This window comes from Leucobacter chironomi DSM 19883, assembly GCF_000421845.1.
Classification (GTDB): domain Bacteria; phylum Actinomycetota; class Actinomycetes; order Actinomycetales; family Microbacteriaceae; genus Leucobacter; species Leucobacter chironomi.
The window spans coordinates 190,361-211,211 of record NZ_ATXU01000006.1 but is presented as its reverse complement, the minus strand read 5'-3'; the positions used below and the strand labels follow the sequence as shown (position 1 = coordinate 211,211).

At 70.0% G+C, this 20,851-nt stretch carries 17 protein-coding genes; 6 read left to right on the top strand and 11 right to left on the bottom strand.

All coding sequences use genetic code 11. The features are described 5' to 3' along the window. Nucleotides 1–29 precede the first annotated feature (29 nt). The gene (locus H629_RS0108630; RefSeq protein ID WP_024356875.1) at nucleotides 30–719 is read right to left on the bottom strand and encodes a uracil-DNA glycosylase; all 690 of its coding nucleotides are present in this window, start codon (nucleotides 717–719) and stop codon (nucleotides 30–32) included. A 5-nt stretch (nucleotides 720–724) separates the two neighbouring features. Next, the gene (locus H629_RS0108625) at nucleotides 725–1,498 is read right to left on the bottom strand and encodes an SDR family NAD(P)-dependent oxidoreductase (protein ID WP_024356874.1); all 774 of its coding nucleotides are present in this window, start codon (nucleotides 1,496–1,498) and stop codon (nucleotides 725–727) included. Nucleotides 1,499–1,740: 242 nt separating this feature from the next. Between H629_RS0108625 and H629_RS0108620 the strand changes: the two genes are divergently transcribed. Continuing rightward, nucleotides 1,741–3,063 carry a bifunctional o-acetylhomoserine/o-acetylserine sulfhydrylase gene (locus H629_RS0108620; RefSeq protein ID WP_024356873.1) on the top strand — a complete coding sequence of 441 codons (1,323 nt, stop codon included), beginning with the start codon at nucleotides 1,741–1,743 and terminating at the stop codon, nucleotides 3,061–3,063. Between the two features lie 273 nt (nucleotides 3,064–3,336). Here the strand turns inward: H629_RS0108620 and H629_RS0108615 are convergent, their stop codons facing one another. Continuing rightward, nucleotides 3,337–4,191: an EamA family transporter gene (locus H629_RS0108615; protein ID WP_024356872.1), complete on the bottom strand. Its 855-nt coding sequence runs from the start codon at nucleotides 4,189–4,191 to the stop codon at nucleotides 3,337–3,339. A 190-nt stretch (nucleotides 4,192–4,381) separates the two neighbouring features. Between H629_RS0108615 and metX the strand changes: the two genes are divergently transcribed. Then, nucleotides 4,382–5,587 (top strand): homoserine O-acetyltransferase MetX, encoded by a 1,206-nt coding sequence (metX, locus tag H629_RS0108610; RefSeq protein ID WP_024356871.1) that lies wholly within the window; start codon nucleotides 4,382–4,384, stop codon nucleotides 5,585–5,587. A gap of 96 nt (nucleotides 5,588–5,683) precedes the next feature. On the opposite strand, the gene H629_RS0108605 is transcribed toward metX, so the two are convergent. After that, nucleotides 5,684–6,895 carry a serine hydrolase domain-containing protein gene (locus H629_RS0108605; RefSeq protein ID WP_024356870.1) on the bottom strand — a complete coding sequence of 404 codons (1,212 nt, stop codon included), beginning with the start codon at nucleotides 6,893–6,895 and terminating at the stop codon, nucleotides 5,684–5,686. 174 nt (nucleotides 6,896–7,069) lie between these two features. Here H629_RS0108605 and H629_RS0108600 point away from each other — a divergent pair, with 174 nt between their 5' ends. Further along, nucleotides 7,070–7,657, top strand: a complete 588-nt coding sequence (locus H629_RS0108600; RefSeq protein ID WP_024356869.1) for a hypothetical protein — start codon at nucleotides 7,070–7,072, stop codon at nucleotides 7,655–7,657. Between the two features lie 79 nt (nucleotides 7,658–7,736). Here H629_RS0108600 and H629_RS0108595 read toward each other — a convergent pair whose 3' ends face one another. Together H629_RS0108595 and H629_RS0108590 are read right to left on the bottom strand one after the other, a co-directional pair. Beyond that, the gene (locus tag H629_RS0108595) at nucleotides 7,737–8,783 is read right to left on the bottom strand and encodes a hemolysin family protein (protein ID WP_024356868.1); all 1,047 of its coding nucleotides are present in this window, start codon (nucleotides 8,781–8,783) and stop codon (nucleotides 7,737–7,739) included. Beyond that, entirely contained in the window at nucleotides 8,780–10,117 is a 1,338-nt protein-coding gene (locus tag H629_RS0108590; protein WP_024356867.1) for a hemolysin family protein, read from the bottom strand. The genes H629_RS0108595 and H629_RS0108590 overlap by 4 nt, the downstream gene beginning before the upstream one ends. A gap of 242 nt (nucleotides 10,118–10,359) precedes the next feature. On the opposite strand from H629_RS0108590, the gene H629_RS0108585 reads away from it, so the two are divergent. From H629_RS0108585 to H629_RS0108575, 3 genes are read left to right on the top strand one after another with little or no spacing between them, the layout of a single operon-like run. Beyond that, nucleotides 10,360–14,097 carry a multifunctional oxoglutarate decarboxylase/oxoglutarate dehydrogenase thiamine pyrophosphate-binding subunit/dihydrolipoyllysine-residue succinyltransferase subunit gene (locus H629_RS0108585; protein ID WP_024356866.1) on the top strand — a complete coding sequence of 1,246 codons (3,738 nt, stop codon included), beginning with the start codon at nucleotides 10,360–10,362 and terminating at the stop codon, nucleotides 14,095–14,097. A 12-nt stretch (nucleotides 14,098–14,109) separates the two neighbouring features. Beyond that, nucleotides 14,110–14,868 carry a FadR/GntR family transcriptional regulator gene (locus H629_RS0108580; protein WP_024356865.1) on the top strand — a complete coding sequence of 253 codons (759 nt, stop codon included), beginning with the start codon at nucleotides 14,110–14,112 and terminating at the stop codon, nucleotides 14,866–14,868. Further along, nucleotides 14,865–15,572, top strand: coding sequence for a cache domain-containing protein (locus H629_RS0108575; RefSeq protein WP_024356864.1), 708 nt, complete (start codon nucleotides 14,865–14,867; stop codon nucleotides 15,570–15,572). The genes H629_RS0108580 and H629_RS0108575 overlap by 4 nt, the downstream gene beginning before the upstream one ends. A gap of 125 nt (nucleotides 15,573–15,697) precedes the next feature. Here the strand turns inward: H629_RS0108575 and H629_RS0108570 are convergent, their stop codons facing one another. The 5 genes from H629_RS0108570 to H629_RS0108550 all read right to left on the bottom strand — a co-directional run bounded on the left by H629_RS0108570 (nucleotide 15,698) and on the right by H629_RS0108550 (nucleotide 20,707). After that, nucleotides 15,698–16,435 carry a type 1 glutamine amidotransferase gene (locus H629_RS0108570; RefSeq protein WP_029746768.1) on the bottom strand — a complete coding sequence of 246 codons (738 nt, stop codon included), beginning with the start codon at nucleotides 16,433–16,435 and terminating at the stop codon, nucleotides 15,698–15,700. A 67-nt stretch (nucleotides 16,436–16,502) separates the two neighbouring features. Continuing rightward, nucleotides 16,503–17,228 carry a gamma-glutamyl-gamma-aminobutyrate hydrolase family protein gene (locus H629_RS0108565; protein WP_024356862.1) on the bottom strand — a complete coding sequence of 242 codons (726 nt, stop codon included), beginning with the start codon at nucleotides 17,226–17,228 and terminating at the stop codon, nucleotides 16,503–16,505. Then, nucleotides 17,229–17,954 carry a substrate-binding periplasmic protein gene (locus tag H629_RS0108560; RefSeq protein ID WP_024356861.1) on the bottom strand — a complete coding sequence of 242 codons (726 nt, stop codon included), beginning with the start codon at nucleotides 17,952–17,954 and terminating at the stop codon, nucleotides 17,229–17,231. It abuts the gene before it with no gap. Then, nucleotides 17,951–19,387, bottom strand: coding sequence for a glutamine synthetase family protein (locus tag H629_RS0108555; RefSeq protein ID WP_024356860.1), 1,437 nt, complete (start codon nucleotides 19,385–19,387; stop codon nucleotides 17,951–17,953). The genes H629_RS0108560 and H629_RS0108555 overlap by 4 nt, the downstream gene beginning before the upstream one ends. Before the next feature lie 81 nt (nucleotides 19,388–19,468). Continuing rightward, nucleotides 19,469–20,707 (bottom strand): cytochrome P450, encoded by a 1,239-nt coding sequence (locus tag H629_RS0108550; protein ID WP_024356859.1) that lies wholly within the window; start codon nucleotides 20,705–20,707, stop codon nucleotides 19,469–19,471. Nucleotides 20,708–20,851 lie beyond the last annotated feature (144 nt).

Here is a 20,851-nt window from a genome sequence, read left to right as displayed (position 1 = left end):
ACACGATTCCCGAGTACCGGACCGTGCGGTCAGGCGAGCCGCCAGTCGACCGGGTCGGCGCCCTGAGCCGCCAGGGCCTCGTTCGCGCGGCTGAAGGGGCGCGATCCGAAGAACCCGCGCGAGGCCGACAGCGGCGACGGGTGCGGGCTCTCGATCCGCGGCACCGACCCCAGCATCGGCCCGAGCGAGCGAGCGTCGTTGCCCCAGAGGATCGCGACGAGCGGGCCGCCGCGATCCACGAGGGTGCGGATCGCGTGCTCCGTGAATGCCTCCCAGCCCTTCCCGCGGTGGGAGGCCGGCGTCCCCGCGCGCACGGTGAGCACCCGATTGAGCAGCATCACGCCGTGGTCGGCCCACGCCGTGAGATCGCCGTGGGCGGCGGGAGGCACGCCGAGATCATCCTGGAGCTCGCGGTAGATGTTCTGCAGGCTGCGCGGGATCGGGCGCACCTCGGGGGCGGTCGCGAAGGAGAGCCCGATGGGGTGGCCCGGCGTGGGATAGGGATCCTGCCCCACGATCAGCACCCGCACATCGGCGAGTGGGCGCTGGAAGGCCGCGAGGATCCGCTCCCCAGCCGGCAGCACCCGCTGCCCCGCGGCGCGCTCCGCGTTGAGGAAGCGGCCGAGCTCGGCGAGGCGGTCGCCCATCGGCGCGAGCGCCTCGGCCCAGTCGGGTGCGACGTGCCCGTGCTCGGCGAGTTCGGCCAGCGTCATCGCCATCGCGCTCACTCCCCCTTCGGGGCGAGCGCTCCCCGGTGCGTGTGGAACACGCTCGACTGCGCGACGGGGCGCAGCACGATCAGATCCTGGTTGACGTGCGGCGGCTGCTCGAACGCGCCCACGAGCACCCGTGCCACGTCCTCGGCCTGCAGCGGCTCCACGTCGACGTAGGGCTTCGCCGCTGCGGCGGCGTCACCGCGCAGACGGTTGAGCGTGAACTCCTCGGTGTGCACCAGGCCCGGGGCCAGCTCCATGACGCGAATCGGCTCGCCGGCCAGTTCGAGCCGCAGCACGTTCGTGACGGCGTGCGCCGCGTACTTCGCGGCGTTGTACCCGCCGCCGCCCGGGTAGGCGTCGTGGCCCGCAGTCGAGGTGAGGTTGAGGATCGACGCCCAGCCGGTGCTCCGAGCGCCGTCGCGCAGCACCGGCAGCAGAGCCGCGGTGACCGTTCTGAGACCGATGACGTTCACCTCGAACATGCGGCGCCAGTCGTCGTTCGACGACTGCTCCACCGACTCGGTGCCGAGCGCGCCGCCCGCGTTGTTCACCAGACCCGTCGCACCGCCCGTCTCGGCGACCTCGGCGGCGAGACGCGCCACCTGCGCTTCGTCGGTGACATCGCACACGACGGGGTGGGCGCCCGTCTCGGCGGCGAGCGCTCGCAGCCGATCCTCGCGGCGCGCCACCGCGACCGTCTCCCAGCCGAGCTCCGCGAAGCGGCGCACGGTCGCAGCCCCGATCCCAGAGCTCGCGCCCGTCACCACCACTCTCCGCAGCATCGCCGCTCCCCTCCTCCGGTTCGGCCCCCATCCTATTTCCCGGCGGCGCACCCTCGGGCCGGCACCGCCGACCCCGGCGACACCCGCCCGGCGAAGCGCCGGCCGATCCCCGCACTACGTTACGCAGCGTGTCTCGCACCGTTGCCCTTCTCAGGTGCGCTTCGTAGTCTCATCACCATCGCCCATCCGAGCGAACCGTCGCCGTACACACCCACACGTACCGAACTCACCGAGGAGCATCCATGACCGAGCAGAGCTGGGGTTTCGAGACCAAGCAGATCCACGCGGGCCAGCAGCCCGACGAGACCGGCGCGCGTGCGCTGCCGATCCACCAGACCACGTCCTTCGTGTTCGAGAACACCGAGCAGGCCGCGAACCGCTTCGCGCTCGCCGAGCTCGGCCCGATCTACACCCGCATCACCAACCCGACCCAGGCGGTCGCCGAGGAGCGCGTCGCAGCGCTCGAGGGCGGCACCGCCGCGCTGCTGCTCGCGAGCGGCCAGGCCGCGTCGACCTTCGCGGTGCTGAACATCGCGAACGCGGGCGACCACATCGTCTCGTCGAGCTCGATCTACGGCGGCACCTACAACCTGTTCAAGTACTCGCTCGCGAAGCTCGGCATCGAGGTGACCTTCGTCGAGGATCAGGACGACCCCGCCGCCTGGCAGCGCGCGGTGCGCCCCAACACGAAGCTGTTCTTCGCCGAGTCCATCGCGAACCCGCGCTCGGCGATCCTCGACATCCGCGCCGTCGCCGACGTCGCGCACGAGAACGGCCTGCCGCTCATCATCGACAACACCGTCGCGAGCCCCTACCTCGTGCGTCCCTTCGAGCACGGCGCCGACATCGTGCTGCACTCGGCCACGAAGTTCCTCGGCGGCCACGGCACCACCCTCGGCGGCGTGATCGTCGACGGCGGCACTTTCCCCTGGTCGCAGCACGCCGACCGCTTCCCCGGACTCACCGAGCCCGACCCCTCCTACAACGGCGTGAGCTACACGGGCGCCGTGGGCGACCCCATCGCCTACATCATCAAGGCGCGCGTGCAGCTGCTGCGCGACCTGGGCTCGGCGATCGCCCCCCACAGCGCCTGGCTGCTGCTGCAGGGCATCGAGACCCTGTCGCTGCGCATCGAGCGCCACGTGCAGAACGCGCAGGAGGTCGCCGAGTGGCTCGACAACCATGACGACGTCGCCACCGTCTCGTACTCGGGCCTGCCGTCGAGCCCCTGGTACGCGCTCGCCAACCGCTACGCGCCGAAGGGCGTGGGCGCGGTGCTCTCCTTCGAGCTGAAGGGCGGCGTCGAGGCCGGCAAGGCGTTCGTCAACAGCCTCGAGCTGTTCAGCCACGTCGCGAACATCGGGGACGTGCGCAGCCTGGTGATCCACCCCGCATCGACCACCCACTCGCAGCTCACCCCCGAGCAGCAGCTCACCGCCGGCGTCACGCCCGGCCTCGTGCGCCTCTCGGTGGGCCTCGAGAACATCGCCGACATCAAGGCCGATCTCGAGCAGGGCTTCGCTGCCGCTCGCCGCATCGTCGCCGAGGCGAACGCGCGCGCGTAGCCGCCCATCTGAGGGGCCCGGGCTTCGGCCCGGGCCCCTCTTGTGTGGTTCCGCCCCCGGCCTCCTCCTTATCCCTTCCCTCCCTGGTTCCCCTCTTCCGTCGATATGGGATCTGCCGAAGATATGGCGCCAGGCCCGGAATTCGTCATATTTACGGCGGATCCCATATCGACGGCGGGGCGCACCCGGCAGGGCGAACCGAGCAGGGCGAACCGAACAGGGCGAACTGGGCATACCGAACCCGACAGGCCCGGCTCGTCACCCCTAGCCTTCTCAGATCGCCCGCGACGTCGCCACCACACCGGCGCTCGCCGCGACGACGAGCAGGATCGCGAGCAGCTGCCTCAGGTCGAGCTGCTGGTGCAGCACCGCGAATCCGGCGAGGGCCGCGACGGCGGGCCCGAGGCTCGACAGCACCCCGAACACGCGAGCCGTCATGCGCTTGAGCGCGAGGAACTCCAGGCCGTAGGCGATCACGCTCGTCATGAGGGCGAGGATCGCGAAGGCCCCGAGCAGGGTCGGGTCGTGCCGCACGGCCGCCACGGCATCCCCGGCGCCGAAGGGCACGACCACGAGCGCCGCCACCGCGACGGCGGCGGCGAGGCCGTCGATCCCGCGCACCCGTGTGCTGAGCCGGGCCGATGCGACGATGTAGAGCGCCCAGAACGCCGCCGCCACCGCCGCGAAGAGGGCGCCACGCAGCGTCACCGCCCCGGTGTCGTCGAAGCCGAGCAACAGGATGCCGCCCACGGCCAGCACCACCCAGGCGGCGTCCACCGGCCGGCGGATGCCTGCGGCGGCGACCGCGAGCGGCCCCATGAGTTCGATCGTCACGGCGAGGCCGAGCGGGATCTCGGCGATGGCGAAGTAGATGGACACGTTCATGCCGGCCATCCCGATCCCGAGCAGCGCCACGCCGAGCCAGGTGCGCCGGGTCCAGCCGCGCACCCGGGGTCGCACGATGGCGATGAGGATGAGCGCCGCGAAACCGAGCCGCAGCGCGGCGGCGCCGAGCGGCCCCACCTGCGCGAACAGCGAACCCACGAGGGCGTTGCCGAACTGCACGCTGAAGATCGCGGCCACCGCCAGCAGGCTCGATGGCAGGCGGCGGGATGGATCGGCGGTCACCTCAGCACCCTATCGCCGGCCCCGTGCTTCTTCTCTCGCTGCCATCCGTATCGGATCTGCCGAAGGCATGGCGCCAGGACCGGGATCGGGCATGTCTGCGGCAGATCCCATATCGACGGCAGGTCACCCGCAGCCCTTCCACCCGTAACATTCGCCCGTGCCGCGCCCGACCCGGGCAGAATGGTCAGTTATGGACTGGCAGACCCCTGAGGACTCGTTCCCCACCGACTTCATCACCGACGCCCAGCTGCGGGCGCTGATGGGACGGCCGCCGATCTCGGGCGGCTGGCGCGACGGGGATCCCGTGGGCGAGCGCGAGTTCGCGAGCATCGGCGCGCTCACCACGGAAGCCGGCGCCGAGATCCCGAACGTGCGGATCGCCTATGAGACCTTCGGTGAGCTGAACGAGCGGCGCGACAACGCGATCCTCGTCTTCCACGCGCTCACCGGCGACAGCCATCTGCTCGGCCCCGCCGGCCCCGGCCATCCGACCGACGGCTGGTGGAGCGAGATCGTGGGTCCGGGCCGTCCGCTCGACACGAGCCGCTACTGCATCGTCGCGCCGAACGTGCTGGGCGGCTGCCAGGGCTCGACCGGTCCGGCGAGCCTCGATCCCGATGGGCAGGAGTGGGGCGGGCGCTTCCCTTACCTCACGATCCGCGATCAGGTGGCGGCTGCGGCGAGCTTCGCCGACGAGATCGGCATCGAGCGTTTCGTCGCCGTGATCGGTGGATCGATGGGCGGCATGCACGCGCTGGAATGGGGCATTGCGCATCAGCAGCGCACGGAGCGGCTGGCGGTGATCGCCGCTCCCCCGGTCACGACGGCGGATCAGATCGGCCTCAACCTGGTGCAGCTGGAGGCGATCCGCTCCGATCCGTTCTACCGCGGCGGCCACTACTACGACGCCCCCGACGGCGTCGGCCCGCACCACGGTCTCGCGACGGCGCGCCGGCTCGCACTGCTGAACTACCGCAGCCACACCGAACTCGACGACCGCTTCGGGCGGGCGTGGCAGTCGGCGGTGAGCCCGCTCGGAGGCGGCGGCCGCTTCGCCGTCGAGAGCTACCTCGATTTCCACGGCAACAAGTTCACGCGCCGCTTCGACGCCGGCAGCTACGTCACGCTGGTGCAGGCCATGAACTCGCACGACGTGGGGCGCGGGCGCGGCGGGGTGCGGGCGGCGCTGTCGACGCTGGAGCTGCCCACGCTGGTGCTCGGGATCCCGAGCGATCGGCTCTTCACCGTCGAGGGGCAGGACGAGATAGCCCGCCACACGCCCGGCAGCCTCGACGGCGATCGGGCGACGCGCATCGACTCGCCGTTCGGGCACGACGCGTTCCTCATCGAGTTCGAGCGGGTGGGCGAGCAGTTGCGGCGGCTGCTCGCGGTGTGAGGAGCTGAGCGGCTGAGGGTGTGCAGGCCTGAAGGTCAGCGGGTCAGCGGCATGCGGATCGGCGGCTCACCCGATCAAGGATCCGCTCTCAGCCCGTCAGAGCCGTTCGACCGCCTCGACCACGGCGGCGAGCGCCGCGCAGGTCTCGCGGTCTTTCGCTTCGTCGTCGGCGGTGTTCCAGGCGCTCGTCTTCACGATGACGGTCTCGCTGTCGGGGTCGACCCACAGGTATTGGCCGTGCACGCCGAGACCGGTGAAGGCGCGCCGTTCGCCGCCGAGGGTCCACCACTGGTTGGAGTAGCCGTAGTGCGCGTAGCCGCCGCCGTCCACGAGCGCGCCGGGCTGCAGCTGGGGCAGCTGGGATCCCCGGCTGCGCGCGACCCACGCTTCGGGCACGAGCTGCACGTCGTCGACCCGGCCGCCGGCCGCCATGATCGCGCCGACGCGCGCGGTGTCGCGCACCGTGGCGTTGAGCGATCCGCCGCCGAGTGCGGTGCGGGGGTGTCCGCGGGTAAGGAAGTAGTAGGCGTCGCTCTCGGCGCCCATGGGCTGCCAGAGGCGCTGCTCGGCGTAGTCGGCGATCGTGGTGCCGGTGGCTGCTTCGAGCACCCAGCCGAGCACGTGGGTGTCGATCGTGGAGTAGTTGAAGGCGGTGCCGGGTGCGCGCACGCGCGGAGTGGAGCGGATCACGTCGAGCACGGAGCCGCCAGTGGTGACGGCCGTCTCGAAGCGGCGGATCGGCGCGTCGGGGATGGTCCAGTCTTCGACGCCGCCGACGCCGCTGCGCATGTCGAGCAACTGCGCGATGGTGACGCCGTCGTAGGCGGTGCCGGCGAGCTGGGGCAGCACCTCAGAGACCCGCTCGTCGGTCGAGGCGAGTTCGCCGCGTTCGAGGGCGATGCCGAACAGCATCGAAGTCACCGATTTGGTGAGGGAGAAGAGCTGGAAGCGGGCGCTCGGCGAGGCGAAGACGCCCGGGTAGCTCTCGTGCAGCAGCCGGCCGCGGTGCAGGACGAGGAAGCCGGTGGTGCGGGTGCGGCAGTGCAGTTCGTCGAGGCGGTGTTCGCGGCCGTCGAAGGTGTAGGCGATGTCGGCGACGGGCAGCGGGCGCGGGGCTGCGGGCAGCAGCCGGGTGCGGGCCGGGCGGCGCACCTCCTCGGTGGGCATCACGCGGTGCATGTGCGTGAAAGTCCACTCGTTGATCGGCCGTCTGGTGGCGATCTCGCCCTGGTGCCACCAGAGCCAGGCTCCTCCGGCGATGGCGGCTGCGGTGGTCGCGGTCGCCGCCAGCACCTTCGTTGCGCGCATGGCTCCTCCTGTGTCGTCGCAGTGCCCGAAGCCTATAGCAGCGGGGCGGATCGGGCGGCGCGATTCGGGCGCTCGGCCCCGCGCCGCGGTTCCTGAGCGCCCTCCCATCGCCCTCTCACTTTGGCGGCGTAGTCTCGCCGGGTATCGAACGTTCGCGAGAGGAGCCAGGCCACCGTGACTGCCGTGCCGTCGCGCCGTTCTGTGCGCACATTCCGCGTGGTCGCGACCGTGTCGGCGGCGCTGCCGCTGTGTCTCACGGCTTGCGCTCCGGTCGCGTCGGTGGTGCCGCAGGCGACCGAGTTGCAGGCCGCCGCCGGTTCGGATCTGCTCGAGGTCTCGACGGAGCGGGTCTACGAGGCTGTCGAGACCCGGCTGCTCACGGATGCCGGGGGCGGCGGGCTGTCGGCCCTGATCGGTGAGACGCTGTCGACGAGCGGCTACATCGTGCTCTTCGACGGGATGATCACGGAGGCGAAGCTGCAGCTGCGCGCAGTGGGGTTGCCCGAGGCGGCGTTCGAGCTGACCGAGCCGACGGCGCTGCGGCGCGATATGAGCGAGAACGCCACGGTGAGCGCCGTGGGCACGCTCTCGACGCGGGGCGTGGTGCGACCGCACACGACGCTGCGGGTGACACCGACGCTGCTCACCGAGGAGTTCGCCGAGTTCGATGTGCGCCTGAGCGTGCCCGACAATCCGCTGCTGGCTCAGGATTCCTTCTTCACCGACGAGCTCGCGGCGCACGTGGTCTTCGCCGCGCACTGATCGCACGGACCGTGCGCGGCTCGGCGCCCCGGGATCCGGAGCCCTCGCGGACTCAGGACCCCGGATCGCGGATCGCGGATCAGTCGAAGCGCCTGCGCCGCGTCGCGTCGTGCACTTCGCCCACCAGCTCCTCGATCACGTCTTCGAGGAAGACCACACCGAGGTCGGTGCCGTCGCCGTCGTAGATGCGGGCGAGGTGGATGCCGCGGGCCTGCATGCGGGCGAGCACGTCTTCCAGCTCGGTGCCGGCGTGGATCGACATCATGGCGCGGATGCGCTTGCCCGGGATGGGCTGCGTGATGCGGTCCTCGCCGAGTCGCACGAGGTCCTTGATGTGCACGTAGCCGTCGAGTTCCCCGGCGGGGTCGGCGATCGGGTATCGCGAGAAGCCGTGGCGCGCAACAGCGGCGTCGACGTCGAGCGGTGTCGCCCCGGCGGGGAGCACCACGAGGCGGTCGAGCGGCACCAGCAGGTCCTCGGCCCGCTTCTCGGTGAACTCGAACGCCGCGGTCAGCGTGCCGCTGCGGTCCTCCAGCAGCCCCTCGCGCGTCGACTGGCTCACGATGCTCGCGACCTCTTCGAGCGTGTAGGTGCTGGTGGTCTCCGATTTCGGTTCCACGCCGAAGAGCCGGAGCGTGCCGTTGGCGACCGCGTTGAGCGCGGCGATGATGTGCCTGAGCACGCGCGACACCGCGACAAGGGGCGGCGCGAGCAGCAGCACGGCCTGATCCGGCAGCGAGAACGCGGCGTTCTTCGGCACCATCTCGCCGAGCACGACGTGCAAGTACGAGACGAGCAGCAGCGTGATCACGAACGCCGCGATCGAGACGGCCTCCGGCGGCAGGCCGGTCCAGGCGAGCGGCCCCTCCAGCAGGTGGTGGATCGCGGGCTCGGAGACGTTCAGGATCAGCAGCGAGCACACGGTGATGCCGAGCTGGCTGGTGGCGAGCATGAGCGTCGCGTGCTCCATCGCGTAGAGCGCGGTCTTCGCTCGCTTCGACCCGGCCTCGGCGCGCGGTTCGATCTGCGAGCGGCGCGCCGAGATCACGGCGAACTCGGCGCCGACGAAGAAGGCGTTGGCGGCGAGCAGCACGACCAGCCAGACGATTCCCATCCAGTCGCTCATGCGCGGTCCCCCCCTCGCTCGCCCGGTTCGACGGCGGGCGCCGGCGGGCTCGTGTAGCGCAGGCGCGAGATGCGGCGCCCGTCCATCCGTTCGACCCGCAGCGTGCCGCCCTCGGGCAGGGCGACCTCGTCGCCCGGGTCGGGGATGCGCCCCAGCTCGCGCAGCACGTAGCCGGCGACGGTGTCGTAGGCGTCGTCGTCGGGGATCTCGATGCCGGTCTGGTCGCGCACCTCGTCGGGGCGCAGATCGGCGGGGAACGTCATCTGCTCGGCGGTGCCGACGACGCCGGCTGCGGCGCGGTCGTGCTCGTCGGCGACCTCGCCGACGATCTCCTCGACGAGGTCTTCGAGGGTCACGATGCCGGCGGTGCCGCCGTACTCGTCGACGACGATGCCGAGCTGGAAGCCGGACGAGCGCAGCTCTTCCAGCAGGTGGTCGAGGTGCATGGTCTCGGGCACGCGCACGACGTCTTCGGCGAGTGCCGCGACAGGCACTTCGCCGCGCTTGCCGCGGGGCACCGCGACGGCCTGCTTGACGTGCACGACCCCCACCACGTCGTCGCGATCCTCGTCGATGACGGGGAAGCGCGAGTACCCGGTGCGGCCGGAGAGTTCGAGCACGGCCTGAGCGGGTTCGAGCCGCTGCAGGCTCTCGATCCGCAGTCTCGGTGTCATCACGTCGGCCGCGGTGAGCTCGGAGAAGCGCAGGGTGCGGTCGAGCAGCGTGGCCGTGTCGGCTTCGAGCAGGCCCGCACTCGCGGAGTGGCGCACGAGCGAGGAGAGCTCCTCGGCGGATCGCGCGCCCGACAGCTCTTCCTTGGGCTCGATGCCGATGGCGCGCAGGATTCCGTTCGCGCTGCCGTTGAGCACGACGACGGCGGGCTTGAACGTGGTCGTGAACGCCGCCTGCGCGGGCATCACGACGCGGGCCGTGGCGAGCGGCTTCGCGAGCGCGAAGTTCTTCGGCACGAGTTCGCCGACGATCATCGAGAACACGGTCGCGAGCGCCACTGCGAGGGGCGCGCTGATGGCGCGTCGCAGCCCCTCGGGCACGCCGAGGGCGCCGAGCGGCGCATCGAGGAAGCCGCTGATCGAGGGTTCCAGCGTGTAGCCGGCGAGCAGCGTGGTGAGGGTGATGCCCAGCTGCGCGCTCGAGAGGTGGGTCGAGGTGCGCGTCAAGCCTCGGATCACACGGTCGAGCCCGCGCTCACCGGCGGCGCGGCGGCGTTCGAGGTCGTGGCGGTCGAGAGCGACGAGGGAGAATTCCGCGGCGACGAAGATGCCCGTGCCTGCGGTGAGGAGAATACCGATGAGGAGCAGGAGCCAGTCGTTCACCGGCCGCTCCTCAGAGGTGCGGAGGGCCGCGCTTCAGCGCGGCAGGTACTCGGGGGGTCCGAAGGTCTTCGAGAGTCTGCGTCCATAGCCCTCCTGATCCTAGCAGCCGGGAGTGGGGGTTCTTCCTGAGAGTCATCGCCCATCGTGTGTTCGAAAGGCGTAGGCTTGTCTACTGGAAACCGGCTACGGAGCCGGTCCGGGCTACGAGTTGCCACTTACCACATCTACGAAGGGAAGTCGCTTTGGCGGAGCGCACGGAGACCACCGGACAGGCTGGTCCCGCAGGAGATTTCGGTGCGAACGAGTGGCTCGTCGACGAGCTGTGGAAGCAGTATCAGGTCGACAAGAACTCGGTGGATCGATCGTGGTGGCCGGTACTCGAGCAGTACGGACAGTCCGCCACCGCCCCGGCCTCCCCCGGAGCTCAGGCCGCCGCCTCGCAGCCGAAGGCCACCGCGCAGCCCGATGTGGTCTCGCCGGCGTCGCCCGCGACCGCCTCGGTCCCCACCTCGACGCAGCCCGCGCGCACCACCAACGCGGCGCCCCGCGAGGCCCCGATCCCCGCCGATGCGCCCCGCACTCCGGCCCGCTCGGAGGCGGCGGAGCCGCAGCCGCAGCAGGACGACACCGTCACTCCCCTGCGCGGCATGGCCCGCACGCTCTCGAAGAACATGGATCAGAGCCTCACTGTTCCGACCGCCACGAGCGTGCGCACGATCCCGGCGAAGCTGCTGATCGACAACCGCATCGTCATCAACAACCACCTGCGGCGCAGCCGCGGCGGCAAGGTCTCGTTCACGCACCTCATCGGGTGGGCGCTGATCCAGTCGCTCAAGGAGTTCCCCAGCCAGAACGTGGCCTACGCCGAGGTCGACGGCAAGCCCTCGCTCGTCGCGCCGGCCCACATCGGGCTCGGCATCGCGATCGACGTGCCGAAGCCCGACGGCACCCGGTCGTTGCTGGTGCCCAGCATCAAGCGTGCCGAGACCCTCGACTTCAACGAGTATCTCGCCGCCTACGAAGACCTGGTGAAGCGCGCCCGCGACAACAAGCTCGGCGCCGCAGACTTCCAGGGCACCACGATCTCGCTCACCAACCCGGGCGGCATCGGCACCGTGCACTCGGTGCCGCGCCTCATGAGCGGTCAGGGCTCCATCATCGGCGCCGGCGCCCTCGAGTACCCGGCCGAGTTCCAGGGCGCCTCCGAAGAGGTGCTCGTGCGCCTCGGCATCTCGAAGACCATCACGCTCACCAGCACCTACGACCACCGCGTCATCCAGGGCGCCGGCTCGGGCGAGTTCTTGAAGCTCGTCCACGAGCGGCTCACAGGCGGGCACCGCTTCTACGAGGAGATCTTCGCGGCCCTGCGCATCCCCTACAAGCCGGTGCAGTGGGCGACCGACATCCACGTCGACGTGTCGGGTGCGGTCGACAAGACGGCCCGCGTGCAGGAGCTCATCAACTCGTTCCGCGTGCGCGGCCACCTGATGGCCGACATCGATCCGCTGGAGTACGTGCAGCGCACCCACCCGGATCTCGAGATCGAGAACCACGGCCTCACCTTCTGGGATCTCGACCGCGAGTTCGTGACCGGCGGCATCGGCGGCAAGCGAACCATGAAGCTGCGCGACATCCTGGGCGTGCTGCGCGACTCGTACTGCCGCAAGATCGGCATCGAGTACATGCACATCCAGGATCCGGCGCAGCGGCTGTGGCTGCGCGAGCAGCTGGAGGTGCCCTACGCGAAGCCGAGCCGCGACGAGCAGATGCGCATCCTCGAGAAGCTCAACGAGGCCGAGGCCTTCGAGACCTTCCTGCAGACGAAGTACGTCGGCCAGAAGCGCTTCAGCCTGGAGGGCGGCGAATCGGTGATCCCGCTGCTCGACGCGATGCTCATCGACGCGGCCGAGGACGGCGTCGACAGCGTCGACATCGGCATGGCGCACCGCGGCCGTCTGAACGTGCTGTCGAACATCGCCGGCAAGACCTACGGTCAGATCTTCCGAGAGTTCGAGGGCGCGCAGTCGCAGAAGGCCGGCTCGGGCGACGTGAAGTATCACCTCGGCACCTCGGGCGTCTTCACCGCCCCGAACAGCACGCAGGTGCCGGTGCACCTCGCCGCGAACCCCTCGCACCTGGAGACCGTCGACGGCGTGCTCGAGGGCATCGTGCGCGCGAAGCAGGATCTGAAGCCCATCGGCTCCTTCACCACGCTGCCGTTGCTCGTCCACGGCGACGCGGCGATGGCCGGCCAGGGCGTCGTCTACGAGACGCTGCAGATGTCGCAGCTGCGCGCCTACCGCACGGGCGGCACGATCCACATCATCATCAACAACCAGGTCGGCTTCACGACGCTGCCGCTCGATTCGCGTTCGGGCGTCTACTCGTCCGAGATCGGCAAGGTCGTGCAGTCCCCGATCTTCCACGTGAACGGCGACGACCCCGAGTCGGTGGTGCGCGTCGCGAAGCTGGCGTACGAGTTCCGCCAGCGCTTCCACATCGACGTCATCATCGATCTCGTCTGCTACCGCCGCCGCGGCCACAACGAGGGCGACGACCCCTCGATGACGCAGCCGCTCATGACCGACCTCATCGAGGCCAAGCGATCCACCCGTCGCCTGTACACGAGCGCGCTCGTGGGCCGCGGCGACATCACCGAGGAGGAGTACGAGAAGGCCAAGCAGGACTTCCAGGACCGCCTCGAGGTCGCCTTCCAGGAGACGCACGCCGCGCAGACGGGATCGATCCCGATCGTGGGCGCGGGCGGCATCGGCGAGGTCGCCGAGGCGGGCGGCCCCGGGCCGGCGCCGCTCGAGACGGCGGTGGATCGCGCCGTGGTCGAGCGCATCGGCGATGCGTTCGGCAACAAGCCCGAGGGCTTCACGGTGCATCAGAAGCTGCAGCAGCTGCTCAACAAGCGGGTCGAGATGAGCCGCGAGGGCGGCATCGACTGGGGCTTCGGCGAGCTGCTGGCGCTCGGTTCGCTGCTCATGGAGGGCACTGCGGTGCGCTTCGTGGGCCAGGATGCCCGCCGCGGCACCTTCGCGCAGCGGCACGCGGTGTTCCACGACCGGGCCAACGGCCAGGAGTGGATCCCGCTGCTCAACCTCTCCGACGAGCAGGCCCGGTTCTGGATCTACGACTCGCTGCTCTCCGAGTACGCGGCGCTCGCCTTCGAGTACGGCTACTCGCTGCAGCGCGAGGATGCGCTCGTGCTGTGGGAGGCCCAGTTCGGCGACTTCGCGAACACGGCGCAGGCCGTGATCGACGAGTACATCGCCGCGGCCGAGCAGAAGTGGGGTCAGCGCTCCTCGGTGGTCATGCTGCTCCCCCACGGCTACGAGGGTCAGGGGCCGGATCATTCCTCGGCGCGCATCGAGCGCTACCTGCAGCTCTGCGCCGAAGACAACATGATCGTCGCCCGCCCCTCGACGCCGGCGAACTACTTCCACCTGCTGCGGCGCCAGGCCTACGCGCGCCCCCGCAAACCGCTCATCGTGTTCACCCCGAAGCAGATGCTGCGCCTGCGCGGCGCGGCCTCCGCGGTCGAGGATTTCACGACCGGCACATTCCAGCCCGTGCTCGACGATCCCACGATCGAGAACCACGCGGCGGTGGAGCGGGTGGTGCTCGTCTCGGGCAAGGTCTACTATGACCTGCGCGCGGCGCTCGAGAAGCGTCCTGATCCGCGGGTGGCGCTGGTGCGCGTGGAGCAGTTCTACCCGGTGCCGAACGTGCCGCTGGGTCGCGTGCTCACCCAGTACCCCGGCGCTGAGCTGGTGTGGGTGCAGGACGAGCCCGAGAACCAGGGCGCGTGGCCGTTCATCTCGCTCGAGCTGTCGAAGCATCTGGCGAACGATCGCATCCGAGTGGTCTCCCGCCCCGCCTCCGCGGCCCCGTCGACGGGTTCGGCGAAGGTGCACGCCGTCGAGCAGGAGCGCCTCATCGCACGCGCGCTCCGCTTCGACGACGGATCCTGATCGGGGGCACGGGTGCAGAAACCCCCGCTGGGGCAGACCCCGCAGCACGGTGAGAGCGATCCCGGCGGCCCGAGCGTCGGCGGGATCGCGCAGCGGATCGCCGCTGCGATCTCGATGGGCGTGCTGACCGTCGGCGAGCGGCTGCCGGTGGAGGCGGAGCTCGCCACCCAGTTCGGGGTGGCGGTGGCCACGTTGCGGAAGGCGCTCGCCGAGCTGCGCGCGCACGGCATCGTGGAGACGCGGCGGGGCCGCAACGGCGGCACCTTCGTGGTGCAGGCGCCGTTCCCGTCGCCGCAGGAGCTGCGTTCCTCGCTGGCGCGCACAAGCCTCGTGGCGCTGCGCGACTTCTTCGACGAGCACGCGGCGATCTCCGGGATGGCGGCGCGCCTCGCGGCCGAGCGCACGCAGCCGGGAATGCGCACGAGGCTCGCAGAGTTCGCCTTCGAGGCGCGCGAGGGGCGCAACGGGCGGGAGCGCTCGCTGGCGGACAGCCGTTTCCACTTCGAGATCGCAGTGCTCAGCCACTCCCGGCGGTTGCTCACGGGCGAGCAGCGACTGCACTCGGAACTCTCCCCGTTCCTGTGGTGCGATGCGATCTGCCGCGCCTCGGTGCAGCAGGCCTTCGCCGAGCATCTTGCGATCGCGATGGCGATCGAGCAGCAGCGGGCGGATGAGGCGCAGCGTCTCGCCGTCGAGCACGTCAGGGGGAACATGCAGCTCATCGTCGACGGCAAGCTCGCGCTTGAGGGCGTCGAGGAGGGCGGATCGTGACCGCCGCGGAGGTTGCGACGGCGGTCACGGGCGTCGAGGCGTGGCTGGACGACCGTTTCGCTCACCTGGAGAAGCTGTCGCAGGACTTCACGGCGCTGCTGACGCTCGACGAGGCCGGCAGGCTCGACCTGGGCGAGACGGTGCGCCGCCGCCTGCGCGCGCTCGCGGTGCGCTACCTCGCCGACAACGCCGTGGTCGACGGCTGCGGCCTCATCTTCGCGCGCTCCGTGCTGAGCTTCGAGCGCGGCCATCTGGAGTGGTGGGTGCGCGAGGACGAGACGCGCTTCGCCCGCTACTCCTTCGGGGTGGTGCCGGGTGCCGACCGCTACTACGACTACGAGCACCACGAGTGGTTCATCCGGGCGTTCCACGAGGGCACGCCGGCGCTGGTGGGGCCCTACATCGACTATCTGGGGGTCGAGGCCTACGTGCTCACCCTCACCGTGCCGGCGAATGTGGGCGGCGTGCGGGTGGGCGCGATCGGCAACGACATCCAGGTGGCCGATCTCGAGGCTGAGCTGCTGCCCCTGCTGCAGCGCAGCGGCACCGAGATGGCGCTGATCGGCCGCCACGGCAATGTGCTCGTGGGCAACTCGTCGCGGTTCCTCGCCGGCGTGTTCGTGCCGGATGCCCTCGACGGCTTCACGCGCAAGCGGCTCGGCCCCGAGGGCGCCGACGTGCAGCTGGTGTACCGCACCGACTAGGCTGCTCGGGCCCCATCGAGAGGGCCTCTATGTATCGAGCCGGCCTGCTATTCGCGTGAATAGCAGGCCGGCTCGGTACGAAGGGGCCGACTGAACGGGGGCCCGGGCCAGGCGGCGGGGGCGGATCAGGCCGCTTGGGCGGCGCTGAGCTGTGCGACCTCCGCGAAGCGATCGGCGATCGGCAGCCAGACGGCTCCGAGCCGGGGCTCGGCTGCGAGCACGTCGCCCACCAGCACGGCCTCTTCGAGGCCCAGGTCGTGGATGCTCTGGCGATCCTCGTCGACCCAGTCCTGCGCCGTGCCGCCGAGCGCCTCGGGATGGAACTGCACGCCCCACGCCGCGGCCCCGATGCGGAACGCCTGGTTGCGGCAGGCGGGGCTCGACGCGAGCACGTGGGCGCTCTCGGGGAGCCGGTCGGCTTCGAGCCAGTGCCACTGCACCGCGGGCACCGAGGTGCCCGCGAGGTCGCCGAAGAGCGGATCGCCCGCCGCCGATGCATCGAAGCCCACGTCCAGCAGCCCCACTTCTGGACCCGCCGGCATGGTGCGGACGTGGCCGCCCGTGGCGGTGGCGAGCAGCTGCGCGCCGAGGCAGATGCCGAGCGTCGGCACACCCTGCTCGACGCCGTCGACGAGCAGCTTGCGGGTGGCCGGCAGCCAGGGCGCCTGGTCATCCTCGGTGGGGCCCATCGCGCCGCCGAGCACGATCAGCGCGTCGTAGCCGTCGAGCGATTCGGGCACGGGGGCGCCGGTGTCGGGTCCCACGGTTTCGAGCGTCAGGCCGTTCTCAATCAGCCGGTCCGACAGCTGTCCCAGCCCCGCGTTCTTCTGGTGCTCGATCACCAGCACTCGTGCACTGCGCATTCCACGCCCCTTCTGTTCTGATCCAAACCGTTGCCCGGCGCGGGCGATCCCGCTGCCGGCGACCCCGTCATGCCTCTCGGTCCATTCTCGCCCGAGCCCGCTCGATGAGCCAGGCGAAGAGCGCGTGCTGGCGCTCGTCCGCCGCGGCGTTGTCCTCCGGGTGCCACTGCACGGCGATGAGCGGCGCGTCGGGGTGTTCGAGTGCTTCGACCACGCCGTCGGGTGCGCGCCCGGTGACGCGCAGCCCCTCCCCGACGCGGTCGATCGCCTGATGGTGGTACGACGACACGGGCAGGCTGGCGGCCCCGATCGCTGCGGCGAGCGCCGACCCGGCTTCGAGTTCGACGTCGTGCACCGAGTTGCGGTGGGGGCTGTCGGCGGCGACATCCTGCACGAGCGTGCCGCCGTACTCGACATTCAGCAGTTGGAAGCCGCGGCAGATCGCGAGCACGGGCATCCCGATCCGGATCGCCGCGGCCAGCATGCCGGCTTCGAAGTCGTCCTGCTCGGCGAAGTCGGCGGGCGAGACGGCGGCGACGGGCTCCTGCCCGTAGCGGCGCGGGTCGATGTCCGATCCGCCCGGCACGAGCAGCGCGTCGAGGCCGCGCAGCCGCTCCTCCGGCGGCAGCGCGCTCTCGGCGAACAGGGTGAGTGGTTCGCCGCCCGCCCGGATCACGGAGCGCAGCACCGCCGCGGCGACCGCGCTGCCGTCGAATCGCAGGCCGTGGATGTGGTTCGACCACATCCCCGTGACTCCGATGCGCGGCATCCGGTCGCCGCGGAGGGCTGCCACTTACGCCTCGCTCGCGAGCGGGAAGGCGAGCAGCGGCATCCACTTGCGCCAGACTGCTTCGAGCGAGCCGTCGGCGACGACCTCCTCGATGGCGCGGTCGATCTCCTCGCGCAGCGCGTCGTTGCCGGGTGCGACGCCGATCCCCCAGCGATTGCCGGTCTGCACGGTGAAGGCCTCGACGAAGTCGGGGTCCTCCTGGCCGAGCGGGATCATCACGACGTCGTCGTCGACGAAACCGTCGATCTCGCCGGAACGCGTCGCCTCGATCATGTCGCCGAACACGTCGTCGCTCGCGCCGAAGCTGACGAGTTCGGCGCCGGGGAAGGTCTCGGCGAGCTTCATGTTGGTGGAGCCTGCGATCGCGCCGATCTTGTAGCCTTCGAGCTGCTCGGGTGAGCGGGCGGGGTCGTCGGCGCGCACCACGAGGGTTTCGTTGAACACGGCGTAGGGCTTGGTGAAGTCGACCTGTGCGGAGCGTTCGGGGGTGATGCCCTGGCCGCACCAGACGGCGTCGGCATCGCCGCGGCGCACGGCGGGGATCATCTCCTCCCACGGCACCATCACCCACTCGACGTCGGCGGCGCCTCCGGCGAGCCGCGACATGACGAGGGCGGCCGCCTCGGGTTCGTAGCCGCCGCGGGTGCGGCCGTCGGTGCTCTTGGAGAAGAGCGGCAGCGCCTCTGAGTCGATGCAGGCGAGCTTGATGGTTCGGTTGTCGGCGGTCACGGAATTGCCTCCCAGTACTGATCGAATTCCCACTGCGTGATGATTCCGCAGTAGCGCGCCCACTCGTCGCGCTTGAGCTGCAGGAAGATGCGGGTGAGCTCCTCGGGCATGGCTCCCATGAGGTACTCGTCGGCCTCGAACGATTCGATGGCCATGCCGAGGGTGTTCGGCACTGCTCCGCCCTGCGCGGCCTCGCTGAGCTGGCCCGGGTCGCCCGGGTCGATCTGCGCTTCGAGGCCGTGCTCGATGGCGGCGAGCAGGTAGAGGTGCGAGAGGTAGGGGTTCACGCTCGCATCGGGCAGGCGGTACTCCATGCGGCCGTTCGCGGAGATGCGGATCGCGACGCCGCGGGTGTCGAGGCCCCAGTCGGCGCCGGAGGGGGCGAACTGGCCCGCATCCCAGTAGCGCTTGTAGGAGTTGACCGTGGAGGCCATCACGAGCATCGAGCCGGGCGTGTGGAGCAGCATGCCGCCGATCGCGTGGCGCGCGGTCTGCGTGGCGTGCAGTTCGACGCGGCCGTCTTCGATCACGTTCTCGGCGGGGCCGTCTTCCGAGACGCGCCACAGGCTGAGGTTGTGGTGGCAGCCATTGCCCATCTTGCCGTTGTAGGGCTTCGCCATGAAGCTCGCTTCGAGGCCGAGTTCACGTGCCACCTGCTTGCAGATCTGGCGGTAGGTGGTCATGCGCTCGGCGGTGAGGTCGGCGCGGTCGTAGTCCCAGTTGAGCTCGATCTGGCCGTCGTCTTCGTAGTCGCCCTGGATCATGGTGAAGTCGAGCGCCTGGCCGTAGCTGATGACCTTCTTGTAGACGGGGCGCATCTTCTCGAGGTTCTCGACCTGATAGGCGGGGCTCTGATCCTGCTTGCTGATGGGCTCGATCCCGGGGCCGATCCAGGTCATCTCGGGTTCGAGGCCGCTGCGCAGTTCGAAACCGGTGCGTTCGGTGAAGCCGCGGTGCGCGGCTTTGAAGAGCGCGCGGGTGTCGAGCGCGACGAGCCGGCCGCCGCCTTCGCCGAGGTGAGGCGGATCGTAGGCGGTGCAGAAGATGCGGCCGACCTCGGTGTCCCAGGGCAGCACCTGGAAGGTCTCGGGTTCGGGGAGGCCCCAGAATTCGTGCGCGTCGACGCCGCCGCCGATCAGTTCGCCTTCGCGGCTGGTCTGCAGGTCGGTGAGCGCGGTGCGGTGGAAGGCGATGCCCTTCTTCAGCATGCGCTCGTAGAGTTCGGCGGGCACCACCTTCGCGACGGTGCGGCTGCCGAGCGTGGGCAGCATGTAGTAGATGTATTTGACGCCGGACTCGCGGATGCGGTCGCCGAGCGCCTGCACGGTCTCGGGTCGCAAGTTCGCCGCCTGGTGCCGCGAGAATGCGGTGTCGTCGGCGAGGATCTCCCGCAGGGCGGCGCCGAAGCGCCCTCCTGTTGTGAGGTCGGACATGTGGTTCCTTTCGTCTTTGGAAGGTCTGTCTGGTGCGGATCGGGTGCCCCGGCCGCGTTCATGGGTGCGGGGCGCGCGGCGTCAGCGCACGGTGAACTCGATCGGCAGGCGGACGGGGCCGTGGTTGCCGGAGTCGGGCAGCCACTCGTCGCCGCCGGGGCAGGAGATGTCGGTGAAGGCCTGGGCGAGCAGCGGCAGGGCGATGCTCATGTCGGCGCGGGCGATGTAGTGGCCGAGGCAGTGGTGCACGCCTCCGCCGAAGGTGTGGTGCTGCTTGCGGCGTTCGGATCCGGGCTCGCTGCCGGCGTTGAGGTCGATGTCGGGGTCGGGGTAGGCCTCGGGGTCGGTGCCGCTCGACATGGTGAAGAGGTGCACGGTGGTGCCCTTTTCGATTTCGAGGCCGTGGAACTCGAAGTCTTCGTTGGCTTCGCGGGTGACCCAGCGGGTGGTGGGGTTGACGCGCAGGCCTTCTTCGAGGGCGGGCTTGGCGTACTTCGCGGGATCCTGGGCGAGCAGTTCCCACTGCTCGGGGTTGCGCATGAAGGTCTGCAGCAGCAGGCCGATCTGGTTGCGCGTGGTGTCCATGCCGCCGAACAGCATGAGCACGAGGGCGTTGCGCAGTTCGGCGTCGCTGAGCTTGTCGTCGGCCTGCGAGAACTGCACGAGGCGCGAGACGACGTCATCGCCGGGCTGTTCGCGTCGTTCGTCGATGAGCCGGCCCACGAAGTCGTAGAGTTCCTGCACGGCCTCGTCGACGCGGTCGATGTCTTCTTTGATGGTCACGCTGAGCGCGTAGCCGACGGTGTTGGCACGTGAGGCGATGAAGGGCCAGTGGTCGTGGTCGAGGCCCATCATGGCGCAGAGGGCACGGGTGGCGAAGGGCTCGGAGAAGTCGGCGACGAATTCGACCTGCTCGCCGCGGGCGTGCTTCTGCTTCATGCCGTCGATGAGCTCGTTCGCGATCTCGGCGAACTCGGGTTCGAGTTTGCGCGCGACGCTGGGCGAGAAGGCGGGGTTGAGCAGGCGGCGGATGCGGTGGTGCTCTTCTCCTTCGAGCACGAGCAGGTTCTTCGCCCACCACTCGTAGAAGATGCCGGAGTGCACGCCGTGGTGGTCGGGCCACTTCGCGCTGCCCTGGTTGAGGCTCGGGTGCTTCAGCAGCTCGGTGACCTCTTTGTAGCGCAGCACGCCGTAGCCGTAGTTGGTCTTCGCGTACCAGCTGCGTTCGCGGGCGTCTCGCACCGCTTCCGAGTTCATGGCGAACTCGGGCGAGGCGATGTCGAGATACGGGACGTCCGCCTGGGTCGTCTCTCCGGTCATCCGTACTCCTTTGTCGAATTCTGATCCGCTCGGTTTCGCGAGCGGCCGGTGGTAAATAAGTTATCTGTGAATGTTTTATACCGCAAGCTCTCTTGGGAAATCGGTGGGTCGATTTGGGAATATCAGGAAAAATCATTCACCAAG

Bases quoted from the DNA above. Each gene is read 5' to 3' on its own strand.
- metX (WP_024356871.1), top strand. From the start codon at position 4,382: ATGGACTGGCAGACCCCTGAGGACTCGTTCCCCACCGACTTCATCACC.
- H629_RS0108595 (WP_024356868.1), bottom strand. From the start codon at position 8,783: ATGAGCGACTGGATGGGAATCGTCTGGCTGGTCGTGCTGCTCGCCGCC.
- H629_RS0108625 (WP_024356874.1), bottom strand. From the start codon at position 1,498: ATGCTGCGGAGAGTGGTGGTGACGGGCGCGAGCTCTGGGATCGGGGCT.
- H629_RS0108630 (WP_024356875.1), bottom strand. From the start codon at position 719: ATGGCGATGACGCTGGCCGAACTCGCCGAGCACGGGCACGTCGCACCC.
- H629_RS0108620 (WP_024356873.1), top strand. From the start codon at position 1,741: ATGACCGAGCAGAGCTGGGGTTTCGAGACCAAGCAGATCCACGCGGGC.
- H629_RS0108550 (WP_024356859.1), bottom strand. From the start codon at position 20,707: ATGACCGGAGAGACGACCCAGGCGGACGTCCCGTATCTCGACATCGCC.
- H629_RS0108605 (WP_024356870.1), bottom strand. From the start codon at position 6,895: ATGCGCGCAACGAAGGTGCTGGCGGCGACCGCGACCACCGCAGCCGCC.
- H629_RS0108555 (WP_024356860.1), bottom strand. From the start codon at position 19,387: ATGTCCGACCTCACAACAGGAGGGCGCTTCGGCGCCGCCCTGCGGGAG.
- H629_RS0108570 (WP_029746768.1), bottom strand. From the start codon at position 16,435: ATGCGCAGTGCACGAGTGCTGGTGATCGAGCACCAGAAGAACGCGGGG.